The organism is Photobacterium sp. GSS17 (genome assembly GCF_028621875.1).
Lineage (GTDB): Bacteria > Pseudomonadota > Gammaproteobacteria > Enterobacterales > Vibrionaceae > Photobacterium > Photobacterium ganghwense.
This window is the reverse complement of record NZ_CP117518.1, coordinates 365,199-384,107: the sequence shown is the minus strand read 5'-3', so window position 1 is coordinate 384,107 and position 18,909 is coordinate 365,199. Positions and strand designations below refer to the sequence as shown.

General features: G+C 46.5%; 18 protein-coding genes. 6 read left to right on the top strand and 12 right to left on the bottom strand.

The annotated features are described in order from the left end of the window. Positions 1–2 precede the first annotated feature (2 nt). From PGW97_RS18175 to PGW97_RS18145, 7 genes are all read right to left on the bottom strand, one after another. A complete protein-coding gene (locus tag PGW97_RS18175; RefSeq protein WP_273860357.1) occupies positions 3–1,304 on the bottom strand; it encodes a hypothetical protein in 1,302 nt (433 codons plus the stop codon). A gap of 21 nt (positions 1,305–1,325) precedes the next feature. Further along, the gene (locus PGW97_RS18170) at positions 1,326–2,726 is read right to left on the bottom strand and encodes a hypothetical protein (RefSeq protein ID WP_217392460.1); all 1,401 of its coding nucleotides are present in this window, start codon (positions 2,724–2,726) and stop codon (positions 1,326–1,328) included. After that, entirely contained in the window at positions 2,708–3,886 is a 1,179-nt protein-coding gene (locus PGW97_RS18165) for a hypothetical protein (protein ID WP_273860356.1), read from the bottom strand. Before PGW97_RS18165 ends, PGW97_RS18170 begins: the two co-directional genes overlap by 19 nt. Further along, positions 3,886–4,578 (bottom strand): hypothetical protein, encoded by a 693-nt coding sequence (locus PGW97_RS18160; protein WP_047884658.1) that lies wholly within the window; start codon positions 4,576–4,578, stop codon positions 3,886–3,888. Before PGW97_RS18160 ends, PGW97_RS18165 begins: the two co-directional genes overlap by 1 nt. Before the next feature lie 5 nt (positions 4,579–4,583). Next, a complete protein-coding gene (locus PGW97_RS18155; RefSeq protein ID WP_273860355.1) occupies positions 4,584–5,432 on the bottom strand; it encodes a hypothetical protein in 849 nt (282 codons plus the stop codon). An 806-nt stretch (positions 5,433–6,238) separates the two neighbouring features. Continuing rightward, positions 6,239–6,886: a hypothetical protein gene (locus PGW97_RS18150; protein ID WP_273860354.1), complete on the bottom strand. Its 648-nt coding sequence runs from the start codon at positions 6,884–6,886 to the stop codon at positions 6,239–6,241. Continuing rightward, positions 6,864–7,766, bottom strand: coding sequence for a LysR family transcriptional regulator (locus PGW97_RS18145; protein WP_273860353.1), 903 nt, complete (start codon positions 7,764–7,766; stop codon positions 6,864–6,866). The genes PGW97_RS18150 and PGW97_RS18145 overlap by 23 nt, the downstream gene beginning before the upstream one ends. Positions 7,767–7,923: 157 nt before the next feature. On the opposite strand from PGW97_RS18145, the gene PGW97_RS18140 reads away from it, so the two are divergent. After that, on the top strand, positions 7,924–8,643 hold the full coding sequence (locus tag PGW97_RS18140; RefSeq protein WP_217392456.1) for an SDR family oxidoreductase: 720 nt from the start codon (positions 7,924–7,926) through the stop codon (positions 8,641–8,643). 252 nt (positions 8,644–8,895) lie between these two features. Beyond that, positions 8,896–9,873: a nucleoside hydrolase gene (locus PGW97_RS18135; RefSeq protein WP_273860352.1), complete on the top strand. Its 978-nt coding sequence runs from the start codon at positions 8,896–8,898 to the stop codon at positions 9,871–9,873. Between the two features lie 234 nt (positions 9,874–10,107). Here the strand turns inward: PGW97_RS18135 and PGW97_RS18130 are convergent, their stop codons facing one another. Together PGW97_RS18130 and PGW97_RS18125 are read right to left on the bottom strand one after the other, a co-directional pair. Then, positions 10,108–10,461 (bottom strand): glyoxalase/bleomycin resistance/dioxygenase family protein, encoded by a 354-nt coding sequence (locus PGW97_RS18130; RefSeq protein WP_207104041.1) that lies wholly within the window; start codon positions 10,459–10,461, stop codon positions 10,108–10,110. A gap of 151 nt (positions 10,462–10,612) precedes the next feature. Then, positions 10,613–11,008: an H-NS family histone-like protein gene (locus tag PGW97_RS18125; protein WP_047884665.1), complete on the bottom strand. Its 396-nt coding sequence runs from the start codon at positions 11,006–11,008 to the stop codon at positions 10,613–10,615. 681 nt (positions 11,009–11,689) lie between these two features. Here PGW97_RS18125 and PGW97_RS18120 point away from each other — a divergent pair. Together PGW97_RS18120 and PGW97_RS18115 are read left to right on the top strand one after the other, a co-directional pair. Beyond that, a complete protein-coding gene (locus PGW97_RS18120) occupies positions 11,690–12,838 on the top strand; it encodes a trans-sulfuration enzyme family protein (protein WP_273860351.1) in 1,149 nt (382 codons plus the stop codon). 9 nt (positions 12,839–12,847) lie between these two features. Continuing rightward, positions 12,848–14,281: a Na+/H+ antiporter NhaC family protein gene (locus tag PGW97_RS18115; protein ID WP_273860350.1), complete on the top strand. Its 1,434-nt coding sequence runs from the start codon at positions 12,848–12,850 to the stop codon at positions 14,279–14,281. A 97-nt stretch (positions 14,282–14,378) separates the two neighbouring features. On the opposite strand, the gene PGW97_RS18110 is transcribed toward PGW97_RS18115, so the two are convergent. Beyond that, positions 14,379–14,849 (bottom strand): putative signal transducing protein, encoded by a 471-nt coding sequence (locus PGW97_RS18110; RefSeq protein ID WP_273860349.1) that lies wholly within the window; start codon positions 14,847–14,849, stop codon positions 14,379–14,381. Between the two features lie 403 nt (positions 14,850–15,252). Between PGW97_RS18110 and PGW97_RS18105 the strand changes: the two genes are divergently transcribed. Beyond that, positions 15,253–15,564, top strand: a complete 312-nt coding sequence (locus tag PGW97_RS18105) for a hypothetical protein (RefSeq protein WP_047884669.1) — start codon at positions 15,253–15,255, stop codon at positions 15,562–15,564. A 359-nt stretch (positions 15,565–15,923) separates the two neighbouring features. Next, entirely contained in the window at positions 15,924–16,577 is a 654-nt protein-coding gene (locus PGW97_RS18100; RefSeq protein WP_273860348.1) for a DsbA family oxidoreductase, read from the top strand. Between the two features lie 117 nt (positions 16,578–16,694). Here PGW97_RS18100 and PGW97_RS18095 read toward each other — a convergent pair whose 3' ends face one another. Both PGW97_RS18095 and PGW97_RS18090 read right to left on the bottom strand, forming a co-directional pair. Beyond that, the gene (locus PGW97_RS18095) at positions 16,695–17,597 is read right to left on the bottom strand and encodes a DMT family transporter (RefSeq protein ID WP_273860347.1); all 903 of its coding nucleotides are present in this window, start codon (positions 17,595–17,597) and stop codon (positions 16,695–16,697) included. A 207-nt stretch (positions 17,598–17,804) separates the two neighbouring features. Continuing rightward, positions 17,805–18,788 carry an EamA family transporter gene (locus PGW97_RS18090; RefSeq protein ID WP_273860346.1) on the bottom strand — a complete coding sequence of 328 codons (984 nt, stop codon included), beginning with the start codon at positions 18,786–18,788 and terminating at the stop codon, positions 17,805–17,807. Positions 18,789–18,909 lie beyond the last annotated feature (121 nt).

Genomic DNA, 18,909 nt, shown 5'->3' with positions numbered 1-18,909 from the left:
GATTACAGATCATTTACACGACTAACCTGACCTGATGGCCCTTGAGAATGGTTTCCATCTTCTGTTAAACCACCGGATGATTGAATACGGTGGGTCGTGCCAACGGTTTTACCTTCGCGGACTCGCTGGTCATTTTCTGCCGCCGCTTTTTTTGCAACGGCCTCCAGTGATGGCGCATACACAGCAACCGCCAACATCCAGTCACCATCAGTACTCTTAAAGGTTTTCACCGAAACACCCGGCGGCACTTTACCGGCGGCAAATGACTTGTAAGATTCTGCATGTTTTAGGTTATTCATGAACGTGTGTTTGTCTTCCGCAAGCACTTTGGCATCAGCAGGGTTAACGCTGTCTACCGGATATTCAAACTGTTCATTCTGCTCCAGCTGATTTTCCGTAAACCCACCCTCCCAATAAATTTGCTCACCTTTCATCACCGCAATCAGGCCATTTCGGGCTTTTGCCTGCGCTTGAGATTTCGCAACCCCCAGCAGCTTACGTTGTACGGACTTGTTCTTGTTTTCGCGAATAATGGATGAGCCAAACCCAAGCACAAAAGACTCACCAGTTTCCACATTAGTAATAACTTTGGCACCAACAGGTGGCATCACTCCAGCCTGCAGATCAGCAATGATTTGTTTGAAGATGGCATTCGGCTCAGTAGTCTGCGTTAATGCTCCAACCTTCCGCTTTGTTTGCTCCCGAGTTTTTGGTGTCGAAATCAAACTGACTCGTACCAATTTTTCAGTGGGATCGTCATAAACATCAAACGTGACATATCCGGCCAGTGCCCCTTGCACCGATTCTGCACAATTATCGCTGGACAGGCCGGTGGTATTTGCAACACTTTCAGTCGCCGTATCAATGGCATCAGTAACGTCAGTCATGGCAGTCGCACATGCGTTGTTCATGCCATCCATGTTCTCTACCAGTTGCTTCTTCGCAATTTGAAATGCCTTCATATACGCGGCACGCTTTGACAACAAAGTCGCATTACGGTTTTCATACGTTTCGTAACTGGCAGAACCGGTTGACAAAATGCCCACACCTGAGCTGACAGCGATCATTTTCACACCGTCTTCCTCATCTTCGATTAGGCTCTGGTGCGCCAATAAAACAGCAGCCTTAGGATTTTCAGCAACAATCACCCCAGCAACGTCTTTTACGTCACTGGTATCAACCGCCTGAGTAGCTTCTGCTGAAGCTGTCGCCGGTACCAAATCGTCGAGATCAAAATCTACACTGGCATTGGCAAAGTTCATTGAACTTGCCACTACCAGTGACAAAAACGTTTTTTTAAACATGATTAATCCTGTGTGATTACATCACAGCACACTGAGTTGATATTCATTCAGAACGGTCATTCGGGATTGGTAACCAGGCTGATGGGTTTGTAATGACGGTTCTATATATTGAGCCAAGTCCCCGGCATCGCTCATTGAACGCAACTGAACCACCACCTTTCCGGACTGACTTTTTAGCTTCACATCAGACACACCATGAATCGCACTTAACAAGCTGTAGAGTCTGCCTTGCTGACCAGCAGCCTTTTGAGAGAAAATCAACTCACGTACAGGCCCACCTTGCATGGCCATTTTTTGCACGGCCTGATGCAACTGTGCTTTAAGCGCATGCTGATTGTCTTCCGCTGCCAGATGAATTGCTGCCAGTTCATTGAGCATGCCGGGCTTATTGGGCAAGGTCATAAATGTCGGATCATTTCGCCAGGAACTGTACTGATTACCGGCCCTGTCTACGACAGACGCAGCCATTTCGAGCTGTAAACCTGAAGGGGTGACTTTCTCCTGCTCTCTCACATTGAGAATAATGCTGGCCTGAGCAGGCTGTGACGACAGATTAAACCCCATATCGGCTAACGCTGTGCTAAAGGTCGTTTTCACCACCGGCAGCCGAGCATTAATGTAGACTGACGGACGCCCAAGGCTACTGATCAACCGAGCGATACGACTCTCAACCTGTTCACGTTCCACAGTCACATCCAGCGTTACAGTGACCGTTCCATTCGCTAAACGCTGTTGTGAAATCTCGCTCCACCCAGTGATCATTCCCTGCGACTGCATTGACAAAGACTGGCGCGCCACTTCAACAAGGTTGAAATCATCACTAGCAGATGTGGCCGACATCTCGGAATAAGACTGTTGTAAGTACCCGGACTTCACCATAACGCCCAGCACCTGACTAATCGCGCGCCGAAAAGCATCCTGCTCTGCCACTTGCCTTGCTGTCAGTCCAGTCTGAGCATCATGCTGCCCTTCGCCGGTAACAACAACTGACATCGTTGGTGCGTCAGACCATTCAACATCATCGCCAAAATCATCCTCATTTTCAGACGCTGTCGGTGCAATACGAACGGTCACGCAGGTATCATCGCCCTGAATTTCAGGCTGACTAAAGTTCGCCTTAACAAGACCCTGAGAAATTCCAGAGACCAGTGTTTCGCGCTGAGATTCGCTGTAACTGTCATTAAACAGTTCATTATCAGAAGATGATAGAGAGAGGGAAGATTCACCCTGAAGAAACAGCCGTAATTGGTTTAGGCCATCTGCTTTTGCGGCTTCAACCGCCGCCGCGCCGCGCCCATAGGCACAGCCCGTTTCAATAAGAGCCAGTGTAGACTGGCTCTTATCAAGTTCAATCGCAGAGGTACTCATGCACACAAATAAGCTACTCAGGGCAAAGCCTTGCGTCAGCTTTTTGGTGCCCATGTACTACGTTCCTTCATGAATTCCATTGGAACACCCACGCTGACAGCGAACAATCGACGCTGACGGTCTGGGCGATAGATGCCTTTTTCTGCTGAGTCCCGAACATCATCAGCGGTATCACTGTCTTTCCAACGCACCATTTTGCCTTGGGCACTTTGCTTGCTCGGATTAACAGTTGCCACACCAATAGGCTCAACAAAACCGGCGCTGTACTCAAACACAACCATGGTTTCATTTGGCAGTACACCCGCATTCTGACCACGATCCAGAGAAATACGATCCCCTTTCACGCCCATAACCTGCGCAGTAGCCGGCATCTCTTTAAGCAAACGCGTTAGCATGATATCAAAGCCACGAGAGGCCATTTCATTCATCACTGCGTTGACATCCTTACCGCTTTCGTAGTTGAAGCCGCGATAGTAACTACCATTTGCAATGACGGTGGTATAGCTGTCACGATCGCGAACGTCAAAGTTAGAAACGCGGATTTTGCCAAGGTTCGGGTAACTAACCTTCTCTTTGGTATAAGGATCAATCACACCCGTCGACATTTCCATGGATGTCTGAAACAGTGATTGAGTCGAACCAAACAACATGTCACCGGTTTTCAGTACATCCACTTTTATTAAATAATCTGTCGACAAGCGCCCGAGAGCTGACTTTTTCCGAGCAACATTCGCCGCCCCTTCATCAGCCAGAATTTCTTCCATAGCCAGATTTACCGCATCGTTGTCACGCGTCACAATTCGAAAACGGTTCACGCCAGCAAACTGGTTTTCCAGTGTATTTTCCAGCGCCTTTGAACTGAATTTGGCAATGTTTGAGTGCATACTATTAAACACATCAGCAGACTTGCCGCGCAAACTTGCGCTCACGTCTGTTTTCACATCACCGAAATACATACGGATAGTTTTCTTGGCTAACGGGCAGCGACTGTCTTTTTCAGTCGCCTCATACGTGCAGAACTGCAGCCCCTGCGTGTTGAAAAAAGCAGGGACTTCAATATCGCTGTCAGTAAAGTCGTGCGCAGATTTACCAATGATCAACGAAGAATTACCAGCATTACTTTCGACCGAATAACTCTGGCTTCCCTGGTTAGTCTGACAGCCGGCCAAAGCGAGCGCTACTGTCATCAAACCTGCTAGTTTGGTCACTTTCATTACGATCTCGCTTTGTCAGCTACCACGCTATCCAGTTTCTCAAGTTGATCGATAGTGCTCTTATCCATCATGATCAGTTTGTTAGCATCAACAACCAGATCCATACGCGCTTTCATTTCATTGTAAGCTTCGACTACAGGAACAACTTCGGCCTCTTCTGCTGCTGACATCAGGTTCGTAATAACACTTGTACCTGACTCTTTTGCAATCAGCGTCGCGTGATCTTTTGCGATCAACGCAATTTCACCAGCCTGAAGGGCAATATCTGCCGCCAGTTTTACGTTCTTTCTGAAGATACCATCAGAAGCTTTTTTGTATGCTTCAACCTGCGGACGGATTTTCTTACGCTGAGGTTTACCTTTGTCGAACTCATCCATTGCTACACGCAGTTCTTCATCAGATTTATCTGCATTCACTTCAAGGAAACCCGCTACATCACCGTGCTTGTTCGCCATAGTGCGGTAGTCAGACAGCACATCACACTGGCGCTCCTGAATAGACACCATGACTTTAGAGACATTATCTACGGCATAAGAGACTTTAGTGAAATCTTTACCCAGCTCTTTACAGTTTGTTTTCAGTTCCTGATTCAGCTTTGTGCGGTCTACCGTTGCTGTTTCAAAACCCGGGATTGAAGAACAACCCGCCAGAACCGAAACCATAAAACCAGCCACTAATGTCTTTTTGAACATTACCTTTATCCTTTGTGTAACAGTGAATATATTGAGTTATTTTTTATTTGTATCATCAGTTTTTGTCGGGCATGGCGAATGGCATGCTCAACACTCTGCGGAGAGTCACCTATCTCCGTCAGCGTTTTTTGCCCAACAACCACTCCAGGGTTATTGGCTTCAAAAACTTGAAAAGTCAGCGCTAGCTTGGCCATGTATTTATTATTTTTATGCCCTTGCTTTTGCTTACTTTTAATGTAAACAATCAGTTTTCCTTTGCCTGTAGCTTCCAATAGCTGCGACAGTGTTTCTGCTGCCTGTACAGATAATAAATCTGCTGAGGAACGAATTTCGACCGGAATTCGTTTTTCTAATTCATAAGAAAGCTGAGTCAGTTCCGACTGGTCGGATAGAAGCGGCAAAGAAGTATTCCCCGACAGCGACCCCAGTACTTTCAACCACATTTTAGTTTGCTGTAACTTTTCCTGTGCATGTTTAATACGCAATAATGACGACCATAACTGGTTGTCATTTACAGTTAAAAAGTCTCGGATTAACACATGGTTTGCGGCAACTTCATGCTCTAAGGCATTTATCCACTGCGTCTTATTAACTTTATATTGGTACTCACAACCCAAGTTATCGCATTCCTTATTAATAACTTGCATTAAACCAATTTGGACAGGCAATGACTTCACACTGGATTCGAAAGCATAACTGCTTTCAACCACATCGTTCAGTTTCACCTGAGTATTTCGCTCTGCAACTTCAACTTGGCTATAGACCTGAAGAGCTAATTGCTCCCTTGCATCTGATATAGCTTCTTTCTCAGTTTCCCCTATACCTTTCACGAACAAATAGTCATCTGCGATCACCGGTGTATTCGTACCCAGGAGGCATAAAGAAATTAACGGCAGAAATAGCCGCTTTATTAAATGCTTCACAATTATTATTACTCAAGGAGATAGCCGCAGAAAAATGTACCTAATATTCAACGACACTGCAAACAACTATCTTCATGATTATCAATAGATAATCAGCATAATCATTCACCAACAAACGCCAAAAGTTTGACATCTCTCCCATAACCAAGAGGTCAAACCACGTCATTCACATCTCTCAGCACAGAGTAAAAGCGGCTTTAAGTGATATTTCATCGTGACAATAAAAACTATGTTCATTAAAAGTTAATCGCAACTTTATGAATACCACTTAGGGTATAGGCTTATTATTGAATAAATCATTTTTGTGATCTAAATTTACTTTAATCAAAAAAACATCATTCAAAAGATTAAATAAAGTACAGCTTAAGTAAGATGCTTTAAGAAAATGTCTAATATTTTACGATTCATCATTAAATAAACGGGCAAAAATTATCCGATAATAGTTCTGCACTACCCATCTTTTAATTTTCCTATGGGGTAAATTTAAATTTGTTCTTCACACAACACCTATTTCTAACCATCATGCCAGCTACTTACCATTAACAATCGGATTTAACAGTGAATAATATGTTCGATACAGAACAGAAAAACCATGAGAATAGACCAAGACTCTGAGTATGTGCCGGTGAGTAAACAAAGCCATCGCAAGTTTTCCCTTGCTGAGGGAACCGGCCATGACTGCATGCTGATAAAATAAAAATCCACTGAAAAAAAGTATGAATAGGTAGCTATATCACTCACTGACCCGAAGATATAAACGGGTCAAAGAAATTGGTCACCAGCAAAAACAGTAGTGAGATAGCAATCAGCCATGCTGAAAAAACAATTTCGTGATACGCCATATTCAGCAATTGCATGCGTGCTGCATTGCCTTTCCGGGTTTGCTGCCAAACTTCATAGCAACGAGCCAGCGCTAACTCAGCATTGGCCTCATAACCATATTGCTTAATTTCGTTCAGCCAGGTTGGTGGTAGATCTAAGCCATAATCACATCTCGGCCTGAGCGTGCGAAACAAAAAGCTCCATGCTGAAAGCAGTGCCGCATAGGTAAAGACAACCGTAATGGTGGCCACCCAACTTAATACGTCGGATGGAGGAAAGAAGACCGCTGCAGCCAAAAACACCAGCACAGTGAAACCTGCAATAACGGCGGAGTGCACCCCCAACAATCCTGCGGCTTTCTTGTCCAGGTGCAGTTGGTATTTCAGCTCATCATCCAGCGCCTGACGCGCATGTTGATAAAGCACTGCGAGGCTGTCTTCCGGCATCAAAGGGCAACCCTCTGTTTTTTCTCCTGATGCCTGAGAGTATAGCCTGACCTCGTGTTCTCGGTTTCCTTTTGCTGGTCTCCTAAAAGTGGCATTACAAGAGGGGATGGCGTTCAAAGTACGACTTGGTAAACGCAATAAATGCCCGCAGCCGTGTAGGCTGATATTTGTCCTGATGATAAATAGCAGAAAACTCCACCGACGGAATCGTCCACTTATCAAACACTTCCACCAGCTTTCCGGCATCAATCTCCCGCTGGCAATAGCAACTCGGGACACGGATAATCCCATTACCGGCTAATGCTCCTTTCACCAGGACGCGCCCGTTCCGGCACAATAGCGGACCATTGACCGTCACTTCAGTTTGCTGTCCTGTATCGAGTCTAACGTAGCTCCATCGCTTTACGGTACCGATCAGGCAACGATGATGTATCAAATCTTTAGGGTGCGTTGGGCGACCATATTGGCGGATATATTCGGGACTAGCGAGCGTGTTCATACTCACATCCAGTAATTTTCTGGCAACAAAACCGGCGTCGTCGAGTTTTCCCATCCGAAACGCAATGTCGAAATCATCTTCAATCAAATCTACGCGATGACTGCTGAAATCCAGATGAATATCCACATCCGGGTGCAGCAGCATAAACTCTGACACAATGTGCGCGATGACATCTTCTCCGAGATACCCCCCGACACAGTTGATTCGGATTTTACCTTTAACTTCGTTGACATCATCAACCGCAGCCAAGAGTGCCTGATCAATGTTGTTCAGCGCCCCTTCGCATTGCTGATAAAAATGCCGTCCTGCCTCAGTCAGTTTGAGGGTACGTGTTGTCCGGATAAGTAATGTCACCCCCATCTCTGTTTCCAGCTGACTGATTTGCCGGGAAACATGCGACCGGGAAACATTCAGCACTTCTGCCGCCTTAGTAAAGTTCCCCAACTGTGCAATAAGCACAAAGGATCGAATGTCCGCCAGATTAATGTGATTGATCATCTCAAGATACTCCCTAACTGCTCTGATTGTTGCAGCTGAACAACAGTGTTTCAACCTATGCGATATATATCAACAATGATGATTTATCTACACTTCATTTATTGCAGCCAACATGCTGTTCAGGCTGATAAAACATCAAAATGATTAAGGACATTTAATGAAAGCATTGATCGTTATCACCGGCGCAAGTTCAGGTATTGGTGAAGCTATCGCTCGCCACTTCAGCACACAGGGGCACCCATTGCTGTTGCTGGCTCGTCGTGTTGAACGGCTTCAGGCCATGGGCTTGCCACATACCCTCTGCGAGCAGGTAGATGTCACTGACCAAGCCAGTTTCGAGGTTGCTATTCAAAAGGCAGAAGCGCAGTATGGACCGGCAGATGCTTTAATCAACAACGCTGGCGTGATGTTACTTGGCCAGATTGATTCACAGGACGCATCTGAATGGAAACGCATGTTTGATGTCAATGTTCTGGGTCTGTTGAACGGTATGCAGGCGGTGCTTGCTCCTATGAAAGCCCGCAGCAGAGGGACCATCATCAATATCAGTTCCATTGCCGGTAAGAAAACCTTCCCAGATCATGCTGCCTACTGCGGCACGAAGTTCGCTGTTCATGCCATTTCAGAAAACGTTCGGGAAGAAGTCGCCGCCAGCAATGTGCGCGTAACAACAATCGCCCCAGGCGCAGTTGAAACCGAGTTGCTGTCACATACATCCTCACAGTCGATCAAAGACGACTATGATGCGTGGAAGGAAGAAATGGGGGGCGTTTTAGCGGCCGATGACGTGGCTCGAGCTGTCTTGTTTGCTTATCAACAGCCACAAAATGTCTGTATCCGTGAGATAGCACTGGCACCAACGAAACAACAGCCTTAAACACAAATCTGCGCTCTGGCAGCCTTTAATTGGTATGCCAGAGCCTTTGTAGTCATGATTCATGCTAAATCTAACCCGGTGTCACTCTGATAGATAACAGAAGATACTGCGTTTATCTCATCGAAAGCTTCACAAATCCCCACATCCATTTTCACAAATTATCACAGCCACGTGACCATCATCACAGGATAACCCCGATAAACGCGATACCATGCCGTTCTCTGTACCTGAACATAAAAGCTAACATCTCCTATGAGTAAGAAAATCATTCTAGATACCGATCCGGGTATCGACGATGCAATGGCCATCCTGTTTGCCGAAGCGCATCCTGATATTGATTTAATCGGAATTACAACGGTTTATGGTAATGCTACTATCGAAAACGGCACCCGTAATGCGTTGTACCTGAAAGAGCGATTTGGTTTCCGTTGCGATGTCGCCAAAGGCGCAGAAAAAGCTTTAGTTCGTCCACCTGTGGGTCCGACAGTTGTGGTTCATGGTGAAACAGGATTTGGGGATCTGAATGCCAGCGAGCCTCAACATACCAAGGCCGATCCTCGTCCAGCATATCAGTACATCATTGATACCGTAAAAGCGTCCCCGGGAGAAATCACGCTGGTCGCAGTCGGCCCTTTGACCAACTTCGCCTTAGCACTGGATGCCGCGCCTGAAATCACCACCCTGGTTAAAGAAGTAGTCATTATGGGTGGGGCTTTTGGAATGAACGATCACCGTGGTAATGTCACCCCGTTCGCTGAAGCCAATATTCACGATGACCCGCATGCTGCGGATAAAGTGATGACAGCCGACTGGCCAGTGGTCGTGTTGGGGCTGGATGTCACCGAAGAAAGCTTTTTCTCCGCTGAGTACCTGGATGCACTCAGGGATGAAGGCGGTGAGGTGGGTCAATTTATCTGGGATGTCAGCCGTTATTACCTGCGTTTCTACGCCAATAAACTGGGGCTCAATGGCTGCCACGTGCACGACCCTTCGGCGATTGCCTATGTGATTCAGCCTGAGCTTTTCACGTTACGCAAAGGACCGATTCGGGTGATGACAGAAGGTCCGGGCGAAGGAATGACACTGCAAAAATTTGATGGTCGCCGTTATCAAACCGATGATTGGAAAGACATGCCGAATCAGAACGTAGGCATTGGAGTCAATGAACCAGCGCTGTTAAACCTATACCGCGAAGCCATTATTGGCTATGAAAACAATCGTCTGGGATAGCAGAGCTAATCACGTTCAACAGGGGACATAGGTTCCCTGTTTTACTTTACTGCCATATCAAGCATCGCCTTAACTGCGGTGTCTATTTTCATTTGTTTCTATTATCCGCCGGTTTCTCTTTTCACCTTTCCCTATTCTCAGTATCACTTCTTATCTTTCATCCCTCTTTCCCTTCTCGTCTGCCGTTTCAAAACGCATGATGACCAACGAAGAGAGTAAAACTAAGGCACTAAATCAACTGAGTGTTCCACGTAAACCAATCAAATTCCCGAATGGATCCAGCACCTGACACATCGACAATCCGTTTTCAATGCACATTGGTCCCCGATACACAGTCGCCCCCAACGACGTAAAATGTGCAATCGCCTCATTGAGTGAAGAAACGCGCCAATAGAGTACGGTTCCCATTTTTCCATTCCCCACTTTTTCATCCGCTTGCACAATTTCCAAAGAAAACCCGCCCAGGTTGAGTACCGTAAAGTCAAATTCGGGTAAATAAATCATTTCTGCTTCGGGAAACGCCTGTTGATACCAGACTAATCCGGCCTGAACATCCGGAACATGAATTAATAAAGCTGAAGGGATCATGATTCTCCTTAATACGCTAAGGACAACATTCAAATAGAAAAACAATCAAGTTTTAAAAAGGCGTGATTGCACCGTCTACTACCTGTGTAGGTACTAAAGTATATGCAACGAGACAATAGAATAAAGCCCCTGAGAAAGGGGCTTTATGAAATTAGATCAGGAAATCGTCCAGCGACTTACCTTCTTTTTCGATTGCTTCTTTCAGTGGTGCTGGCATACGACCCTGGCCAGTCCAGGTACGCTCTTCGCCATCAACCATAAATTTGTATTTTGCAGGGCGTGGCGCACGCTTTGATTTTGGTGCTTCGTCCAGCATTGCCAGAAGCTCTTCAGGAGAAATACCTTCAGCAGCCAGCATATCGCGGTACGCTTGCAGTTTCTGCTCGCGCTCTTTATTTTTTGCGCGCTCTTCCGCTTCCGCTTCTTCACGCTCAGCGACAACAGACTGAAGCTTCTGTAGGCCCTCTTGTAACTCTTCTAAGGTCATTTCACGAGCGGTCGCACGAAGGGAACGCAGGTTTAACAATGTTTGGATAACGTCGCTCATTATTATTAATTCTTTCAGAAAGGAAAATGGTATTATAACGATAGTTCACTCTGACGACTATTATCTTTTTCATTTCACCGTTAATTAAATTTCCCCATTATTTTTTCATTATTCTCTGAACTATTAATGTGTGATCTTCTCACGTTGCCGTTGAACCGTTTTCTCTTTGTTCAGGACACAATGGATTCCACCACCTTACCAATTAAATGACTTGATGCGTCGGTTCCGAACTACTGCAGATGCTCCTTGATGTCAGTTGAGCTATACAAAGTCTGCATGGAATAAAATTTGCGGAGTTCACTTTCGCTTACATGCTGAATGAAGCCCCAGAAAAACACCATCGTTCAAAGGAAAAAACAAGTGCTTTCCCTATTGAACTCAGACATTCTGATGGACAAAAATCAAGTTGATAGTTTCTGCACCTGCTTTTCTTAATTCAGAAGTGGCTTAACATCACATTCTCAGAACGGAATTGATACTCCCTTACGTTCATAAAACCCCATATTTGTGTGATAATTGAACGCATACTGATTACTTTCTATATTAGAACAAAATGCTATTTAAGCCCTTGATGTTCAAAATAATATGATTGAATATCTCACCTAACTGCTTATCGTTGTCCGTGGCGACAACTCCGTTTCTCGCAATCGAATAAGATTCAAACACACAGGTTTCCCAGTCATGAAAAGTAAACATATTTCTACCCTCGCGGTCCATGGTGGCCATCAACAAGACGCTGGTCATAACGCTTTATTCTCACCCATTTATACAGCCAGCAGCTTCATTCAGCCAAACCTGCACGAAGGGGGAGAATTCGCCTATTCTCGTGTCAGTAACCCGACCCGTCATGCCTACGAAACCGCGCTGGCTGATTTAGAGCAAGGCTGCTATGCCACGGCTACGGCTTCAGGGATGGCGGCAACCGCGCTGGCCATCGAACTCCTGCCTCATGGTTCCCACATTATTGCAATGAAAGGAGTTTATGGTGGCACCTATCGTTTGTTTGAGCGACTGCGCAAACAGAATAATCAGCTCAGTGTTGACTATATCGACCTGAATGATCTGGATCAGGTCAAACAATCCATTCGCCCTGAAACAAAAATGATCTGGATTGAAACCCCGACCAACCCACTACTAGAGCTGGTTGATATTGAAGCTGTATGCCAGTTGGCTAAACAGCATGATCTGCTAACCTGCGTCGACAACACCTTTGCCAGTGCCTGGAACCAAACGCCACTGACGCTGGGTGCGGATATCGTGATGCTTTCCACCAGCAAGTACATTGGCGGACATTCGGATTTGATTGGCGGTGCCCTGATTACCAACCGCGACGATCTGGCGAAAGAACTGGACTTCATCAAAACCACCGTCGGGGCCATTGCCTCACCGTTTGATGCCTATCTGGCACTGCGTGGTATGAAAACCCTGGCATTGCGTATGGAGCGTCAATGCAGCAATGCGCTGGAGGTTGCTCGTTTTCTGGAGTCTCACCCAAAGGTGGCGGATGTACATTATCCGGGGCTGGAAAGCCATCCTCAGCATGCACTGTGCAAGAAACAAATGCGATCCGGTGGTGCCGTAGTCACAGTACGCCTGAAAGGCGATGTGGAAACAACGAAACACTTTATTGGTAAACTGCAGTATTTCGTGCTGGCAGAGTCACTCGGAGGTGTGGAAAGCATGCTGAACCATTCAGCTACCATGTCCCATGGCTCAATGACACCGGAAGAGCGAGAAGCCATTGGCGTTTATGACACCACTCTGCGCCTGTCGGTCGGCATTGAAGATATTCAGGATCTGCTGGCTGATCTTGAAAGCGCACTGCGCTGAGGGTAAGTCATGCAAGATTACGGAATCTGGACCGTTATCACCCCACTGGTAACCATTACCCTGGCAGTGTTAACCCGTCAGGTCATTCTCTCGTTATTGGCGGGGGCATTGGTCGGCTATACCGTCATGGCGGACTTTAATCCGCTGGTTGGCGTTCAGCATACCCTGGACAATATCATTGATGTGTTTGCATCTGCCGGAAATACACGCTCCATATTGTTCTGTTTCATGGTTGGCGGCATTATTCGGCTGGTTCAGGTAACCGGTGGTACACAAGGCATGGTGCACTGGCTGACAGAGAAGGCCAATGTCATCAATAACCGCTACGCTGTCCAGCTACTGGCAATGATCACCACAATGCTGATCTTCATTGAAAGCTCCATATCACTGATGTCAGCAGGCACTGTTACGCGGGATCTCGCCAGCCGATATAACATTTCCCGAGAGAAAATGGCGTATATCATTCAGTCATCCTGTGTATCGAGCTGCTCCAGTGTCATGATGAATGGCTGGGGTGCCGCTATGATGGCCATTATCGGGGTGCAGATCAGCAACGGTTTCCTGCAAGGTGAACCTTTCAACATTCTCCTGCATTCCATCCCGTATAACCTGATGGCGTGGTTTTCACTGGCCAGCGTTCTGTTTTACATTTTCAGTCAGAAATCCTGGGGGCCAATGGCCGTGGCCGACCGCCGTGCTGCCAGCGGCAAAGCCCTGCGAGATGGTGCATTTCCGATTGCCGGGCACGATGACGTGGAACTTATAACGTCAGACAGCCGTGGCCATCCACTGAACTTTGTCATTCCACTGGCCACCACCATCATCATGCTACCCATTGGGTTATATATCACCGGTGATGGTAATATTGCCCATGGTTCAGGTTCAACGGCGGTTTTCTGGGCAGTCATGGCTGGAACGGCAGTATCTTTTGTCTACTTCCTCTGCCGTAACATCCTGACTGTGGATGAGTTTTTCACACACCTGCTGGCCGGATACTCCTCGATGATGCCACTGGGTGCGATCATGACACTGGCCTTTCTGATGGGTAATCTGTCAGCCGAACTGCACACCGGGCAATACATCACTCAGAGCATAGAGGGAGTACTACCTGCGGGCTTTTCGGCCAGCTTTGTATTCCTGATTGCTGCACTGATGTCGCTGGCAACTGGCACGTCATGGGGTACGTTCGCGATAATGATTCCTATCGGCGTGCAGATCAGTGCTGCAACCGGTATCGACCCACATCTGATGATAGGCGCGGCGATTTCAGGCTCCATTTTTGGTGACATGACATCCCCTATCAGTGACACCGGGATTGTTTCATCCATGGCGACCGGTAATGACCATGTCGACCACATCAGAACTCAATTCCCCTATGTGCTGTTGACCGGTATGGCCGCTACCCTCTGCTTTGCGGTATTTGGCTGGATATCGCTCGGGTAGCCACCGAATTTGGCAGATGTCGATGGATTGCAGTATTACATGCAGATATAGGGCAGAACTCACGTTGCAGAGCCGCTCTCCATAGAGAGCGGCTTTTTTATGACTTATCCAAGACCTTTGAGAACGCCCCGCAAGACTTGCATTGATAACCGTGCTGATAGAAGAAAAGCGGAAATCCTAACAACAGAAAAACGACAAAGGCCGGTTTTTTACCTTTAGTGTATGGAACAAGCTGAGTGCTGCCACAACAGGGGCAGCTGTCACGTTCATCTGACACCCTCTGCCCTGAAGCTCTTACCCCGGCCGCCGTAACACCAGATGCATCAGCCTCAAACGCATTTGCTCCATCATCCAAACATTCAGAAAAATCAGCCTGTAAGATGGTCAATGCCGCATTGGCGTCAGAATCTTCCACTAACAAGCGAACCCCGCCAATGGCGTCAGAATAAAGCCATTGCATATTAACCGTATGCTCATCTGCCAGGGTACTTTCTATGCCAGCCGCCTCCAGATTCGTCTTTGCGAGGTGGGCTTCATGAGGAAATGAAAAACGGGCAACCACTTTCATTGGTTTTCTCCGTGCCGAAATGACTAATCGTAAGCTTATCAGGGATCTACTGCTGACACACAGGATATCTGTCCGCTTATACTTTAACGAGGTTCTGCCCCTACTTTTTCGGTCACATTATGTTTACGGCGTAACCAGCATTTTTCCGTGAACCTTTATTTTTCTCTAACTATCAGATTCACAACGATTAAATGATTTTCATATGAAATTATGAAACGTGATTAACCCTACGTTCAATATTATTGTTCAAAAATTCAGAACGACTTGATTCAAATATTGACCTTTATCACAGCGACAAACAGGAATAATATAAATTTCAGACAGCGATATGAGAATGAATAAACTCAACCATTCTGAACACTCGCTGAATATAATAACCTAAAGCAATATTGGAGAAATTATTATGAAAAAAGTTAGCCTAACTCTTGCTGCTGTATTACTGTCTGTTTCATCACTGTCTTATGCTGACATTCAGGTGACAGATAGCGAAAACGGCGCCTGGATTAAAGTCACCGAAAATGGAAAACCTGCTGCAAATTCAGTGATTTCGGTAGAAAACCAACCACAAAGTCTTTCATCATTCAATACCGATGAAACGGGTCGCGTATTTATTCCACTTGCCATGAACCACTCAAGCTCAGTGAAATTTAAAGCTGTGACCACAGATGGTAATGAATATACCCGAACGGCTTTCCATAGCGTAAATAAAAAATAATCATGATGTTAGCGCCTGTAAATATGCCTTTTCATGGATGAAAAGGCGCAATTAACCCTAATATAAAATGGGATTAATAAGATAAAATCTTAACCTAAGCTGAACAATTTATTTGTTTTTTGAACCTCTTTAGGCCGCCCAGAATCCATTCGCCTACATCAAGTGATCCTTTCAATTTTATGTCGTTACAGGCATGATGGTGTAACAATATGGCAACCCCGTATTTCAACGCCAAAACAGAAAAACTAATATAGCAAAGACAAAGGGGTCCCGCTTATCCGCGTAGCGCTTATGTTGCGAGCATGTACAGGTCACCGAGACCCTGCCCCCTTCCCAATAAGATAAAGGAATCGTATTAAATGGCTGAAAAACTCCGGATAGACATCATTTCCGATGTCGTTTGCCCTTGGTGCATCATCGGCTTTCAACGCCTGACACGGGCTATAGAAGAGCTGGGGGCTGAGGATAAGGTCACCATCGTCTGGCAACCTTTTCAGCTTAATCCGCATATTCCGCCGGAAGGGGAAAACTTGCGTGAACACCTGGCCAAAAAATATGGGACCAGCACGGCGGAAAGTGTGCATGCCCGTAGTCACCTAACCCAACTGGGAGCAGAAGTCGGTTTTCAGTTTGATTACTTTGATGAAATGAAAACGGTGAATACTCGCGACGCACATATCCTGCTGGGCTATGCCAGCGAGTTCGGCAAACAGACGGAGTTGGCAATGCGCCTGTTTTCGGCCTTCTTTTCCGAACGCAAAGATATCTCTAACCGCTCAGTTTTAAGCGAAGCACTCACCGCTGTTGGTCTGGATACCCTTTCGGCTCTTTCAAAGCTGGATGACCCACAGAGTATCAATGAGCTGGAGGCCACTGTGGAGCAGCTCCGTCAACTTGGTGTTTCTTCAGTCCCGACTGTGGTATTTAATCAAACCGATGCCCTGACTGGCGCGCAGCCGGTTGAGGTCTATAAGCAGTTGCTCGAAGAATTCCTGTCAACTTCAGAGTATTAACGGCTTTAACAGTACCAACAGCTTCATATCCCGAGCCAAAAGCAACGCGCTCACCGTATTTATCAGAAAGGGCAACCACGGTATAACCCATGGTATTCAGTGCCCTTTCTTTCTGGTTTAGAGCTGACTTGCCCGGGTACTTCGCCAGATATCGAGCACTTTACATTCATGGATGACAATCGATAAAAGAATCAACCCGCCTCCCAACATTTGTGGTCCGGTGACCAGTTGTCCCAGAAAAATAAAACCAATGATTAGTGCAAAAATAGGCTCAGTTAGTTCAATCAGCTGAACAGACTGACTGCCGATCAACGTTAGGGATTGTGTGGTACACCAAAAGCCGCCAATCGTCGGTAGCAGTGCAAGCATCATCAGGAAATACAACCCTGAACCTGTCGGAAGACTCCAGCCTTGCAACGTAAAAGGAACAAACAGGTACATCACACCGAAAATCAGTAACGTACCTACCGGTATCAGGCCACCGCCTAAGCCAAGTTTTTTGGTCAGAACCAGAAAACAGGCATACCCCAGCCCCGCGACTACCGCGAGAAATAACCCATATTCCCCATGCTCTGCCAGCGCCCGAGTATCAACAAACACAAGATACAGCCCCAAAATTGCCAGTAACATCGCTATCATTTCATGTCGGTTAATCCAACGACGTTCCATCGCAGCATTAAGCAAGAAGGTTGCAACTGTAGACGCGCCAAATAAACAGAACACGACTACCGCGACGTTGATGTACTGGTAGGCGGCCGTTTCAAAGTAGTAGAGTACAAAAAATCCAAAAAACGCGCATATTGCCGTGTGCTTCCAGTATTGTCTGATGTACCGTAACCAAGCTCGGAATTGACCGGTGACCAACAGCAGACACCCGATGGTTATCAATGCAATCAAGCATTTATAAAAAGCCACCGCTTCTGACGGCATCCCCATTTGGAACAAACTGACACTGAACAAACCCACTGTGCCATTCAATATGGCCGCCAGCACCGCCAGTAACGCACCGTATACTTTCATCTTTTCTTCCCTGTCTGATCTGCCTTGATGCCGATTTCCTACTGAGTCACGACGCTTCGAAAATAGCATTTGTTCATTATCATCATTGTTTTTTATCCATTACCCGATGCTCACGGGGTAATGTTCAAATCCGTTGTGTTCGCAGCGTCTTACGTCCAGTTTCCCGGCATCGGCAAAGACACCGGGAAACGCTCAGTTATACATTGCTTAATCACGGGCGATGGCTTGCGCCAGGCTGGTCTTGTCGCAACTGGCTCTGTCATAACTAGCTCTGTCATTACTAGCCTTGTTATAAATAGCCATGTCGTCATCCGTTTTAGCCGGAACAGTCCTTGCTGCTTTTGGCTTAAGGGTGATCAACAGAATACCGGCCAGGAATACGCACGACGCCGCAATTTGTGTTACCGACAACACCTCGTCATAGATCAGCCAGCCACTGAGCACACCAAACACCGGCACCAATAAGTTCAGCGGTACCACTGTACTCATCGGATATTTCAGCAGCATCCTGTTCCACAACCAGTAACCAAACAAGGTTGTCGGGTAAGCCTGAAACAACACAGCCACTGTCGTCGAACCATCCCACGCCTGGTAGGCTTGAGCCAGAACATCAGTACCGTTTAATCCGATGCTGAGCCCGACCAACGGCAGCGGCGCAAACAGCATCCCCCACACATTAAAAGCAAAAACCTGTTTCACATTGGCTTTCTTCACTATCATGCTGACGATAGGCCAGGAGATACTGGCCATTAATACCAGTGCCAGACCAAATGGGGTGATATTCCCCTGAGTCCCGATAATGGATATCACCAATCCCGCCATCGCCAATACGCTTCCAATCGCCTTGTTACGACTCATGGACTCTTTGTAGACGAGAACCCCAACCAAAATACTGAACAGCACGTTGGACTGAAGAAGTACCGATGTCATGCCAGAAGAAACGCCGGCCGTGATTGACCACGACGCCATTCCCCAGACACCCACACCAAACACCACACCGTAGCTGAATAAATACCGCCACGAGACATCTGGCTTGGGAATAAAAAAGATGATTGGAAACACAGCCAACGCAAAACGCGCGGCCACCACCAGCAAAGGATCAACATCTGTCACCCCCATTTTGATCATGGAGAAGTTGAACCCCCATATCAGCATTACCAACACCACCAAACCTAAATCTTTACGAGCCATACTCCCTCCCTTTCTCTGCATTTTTATTGTTGGAATAACGGTAGTGTGGCTTGTTCATATCAAGCGGTACAGATACAATTTTTAAAAACAAAACCAGTACAGTTACCAAACCGTGCACTAA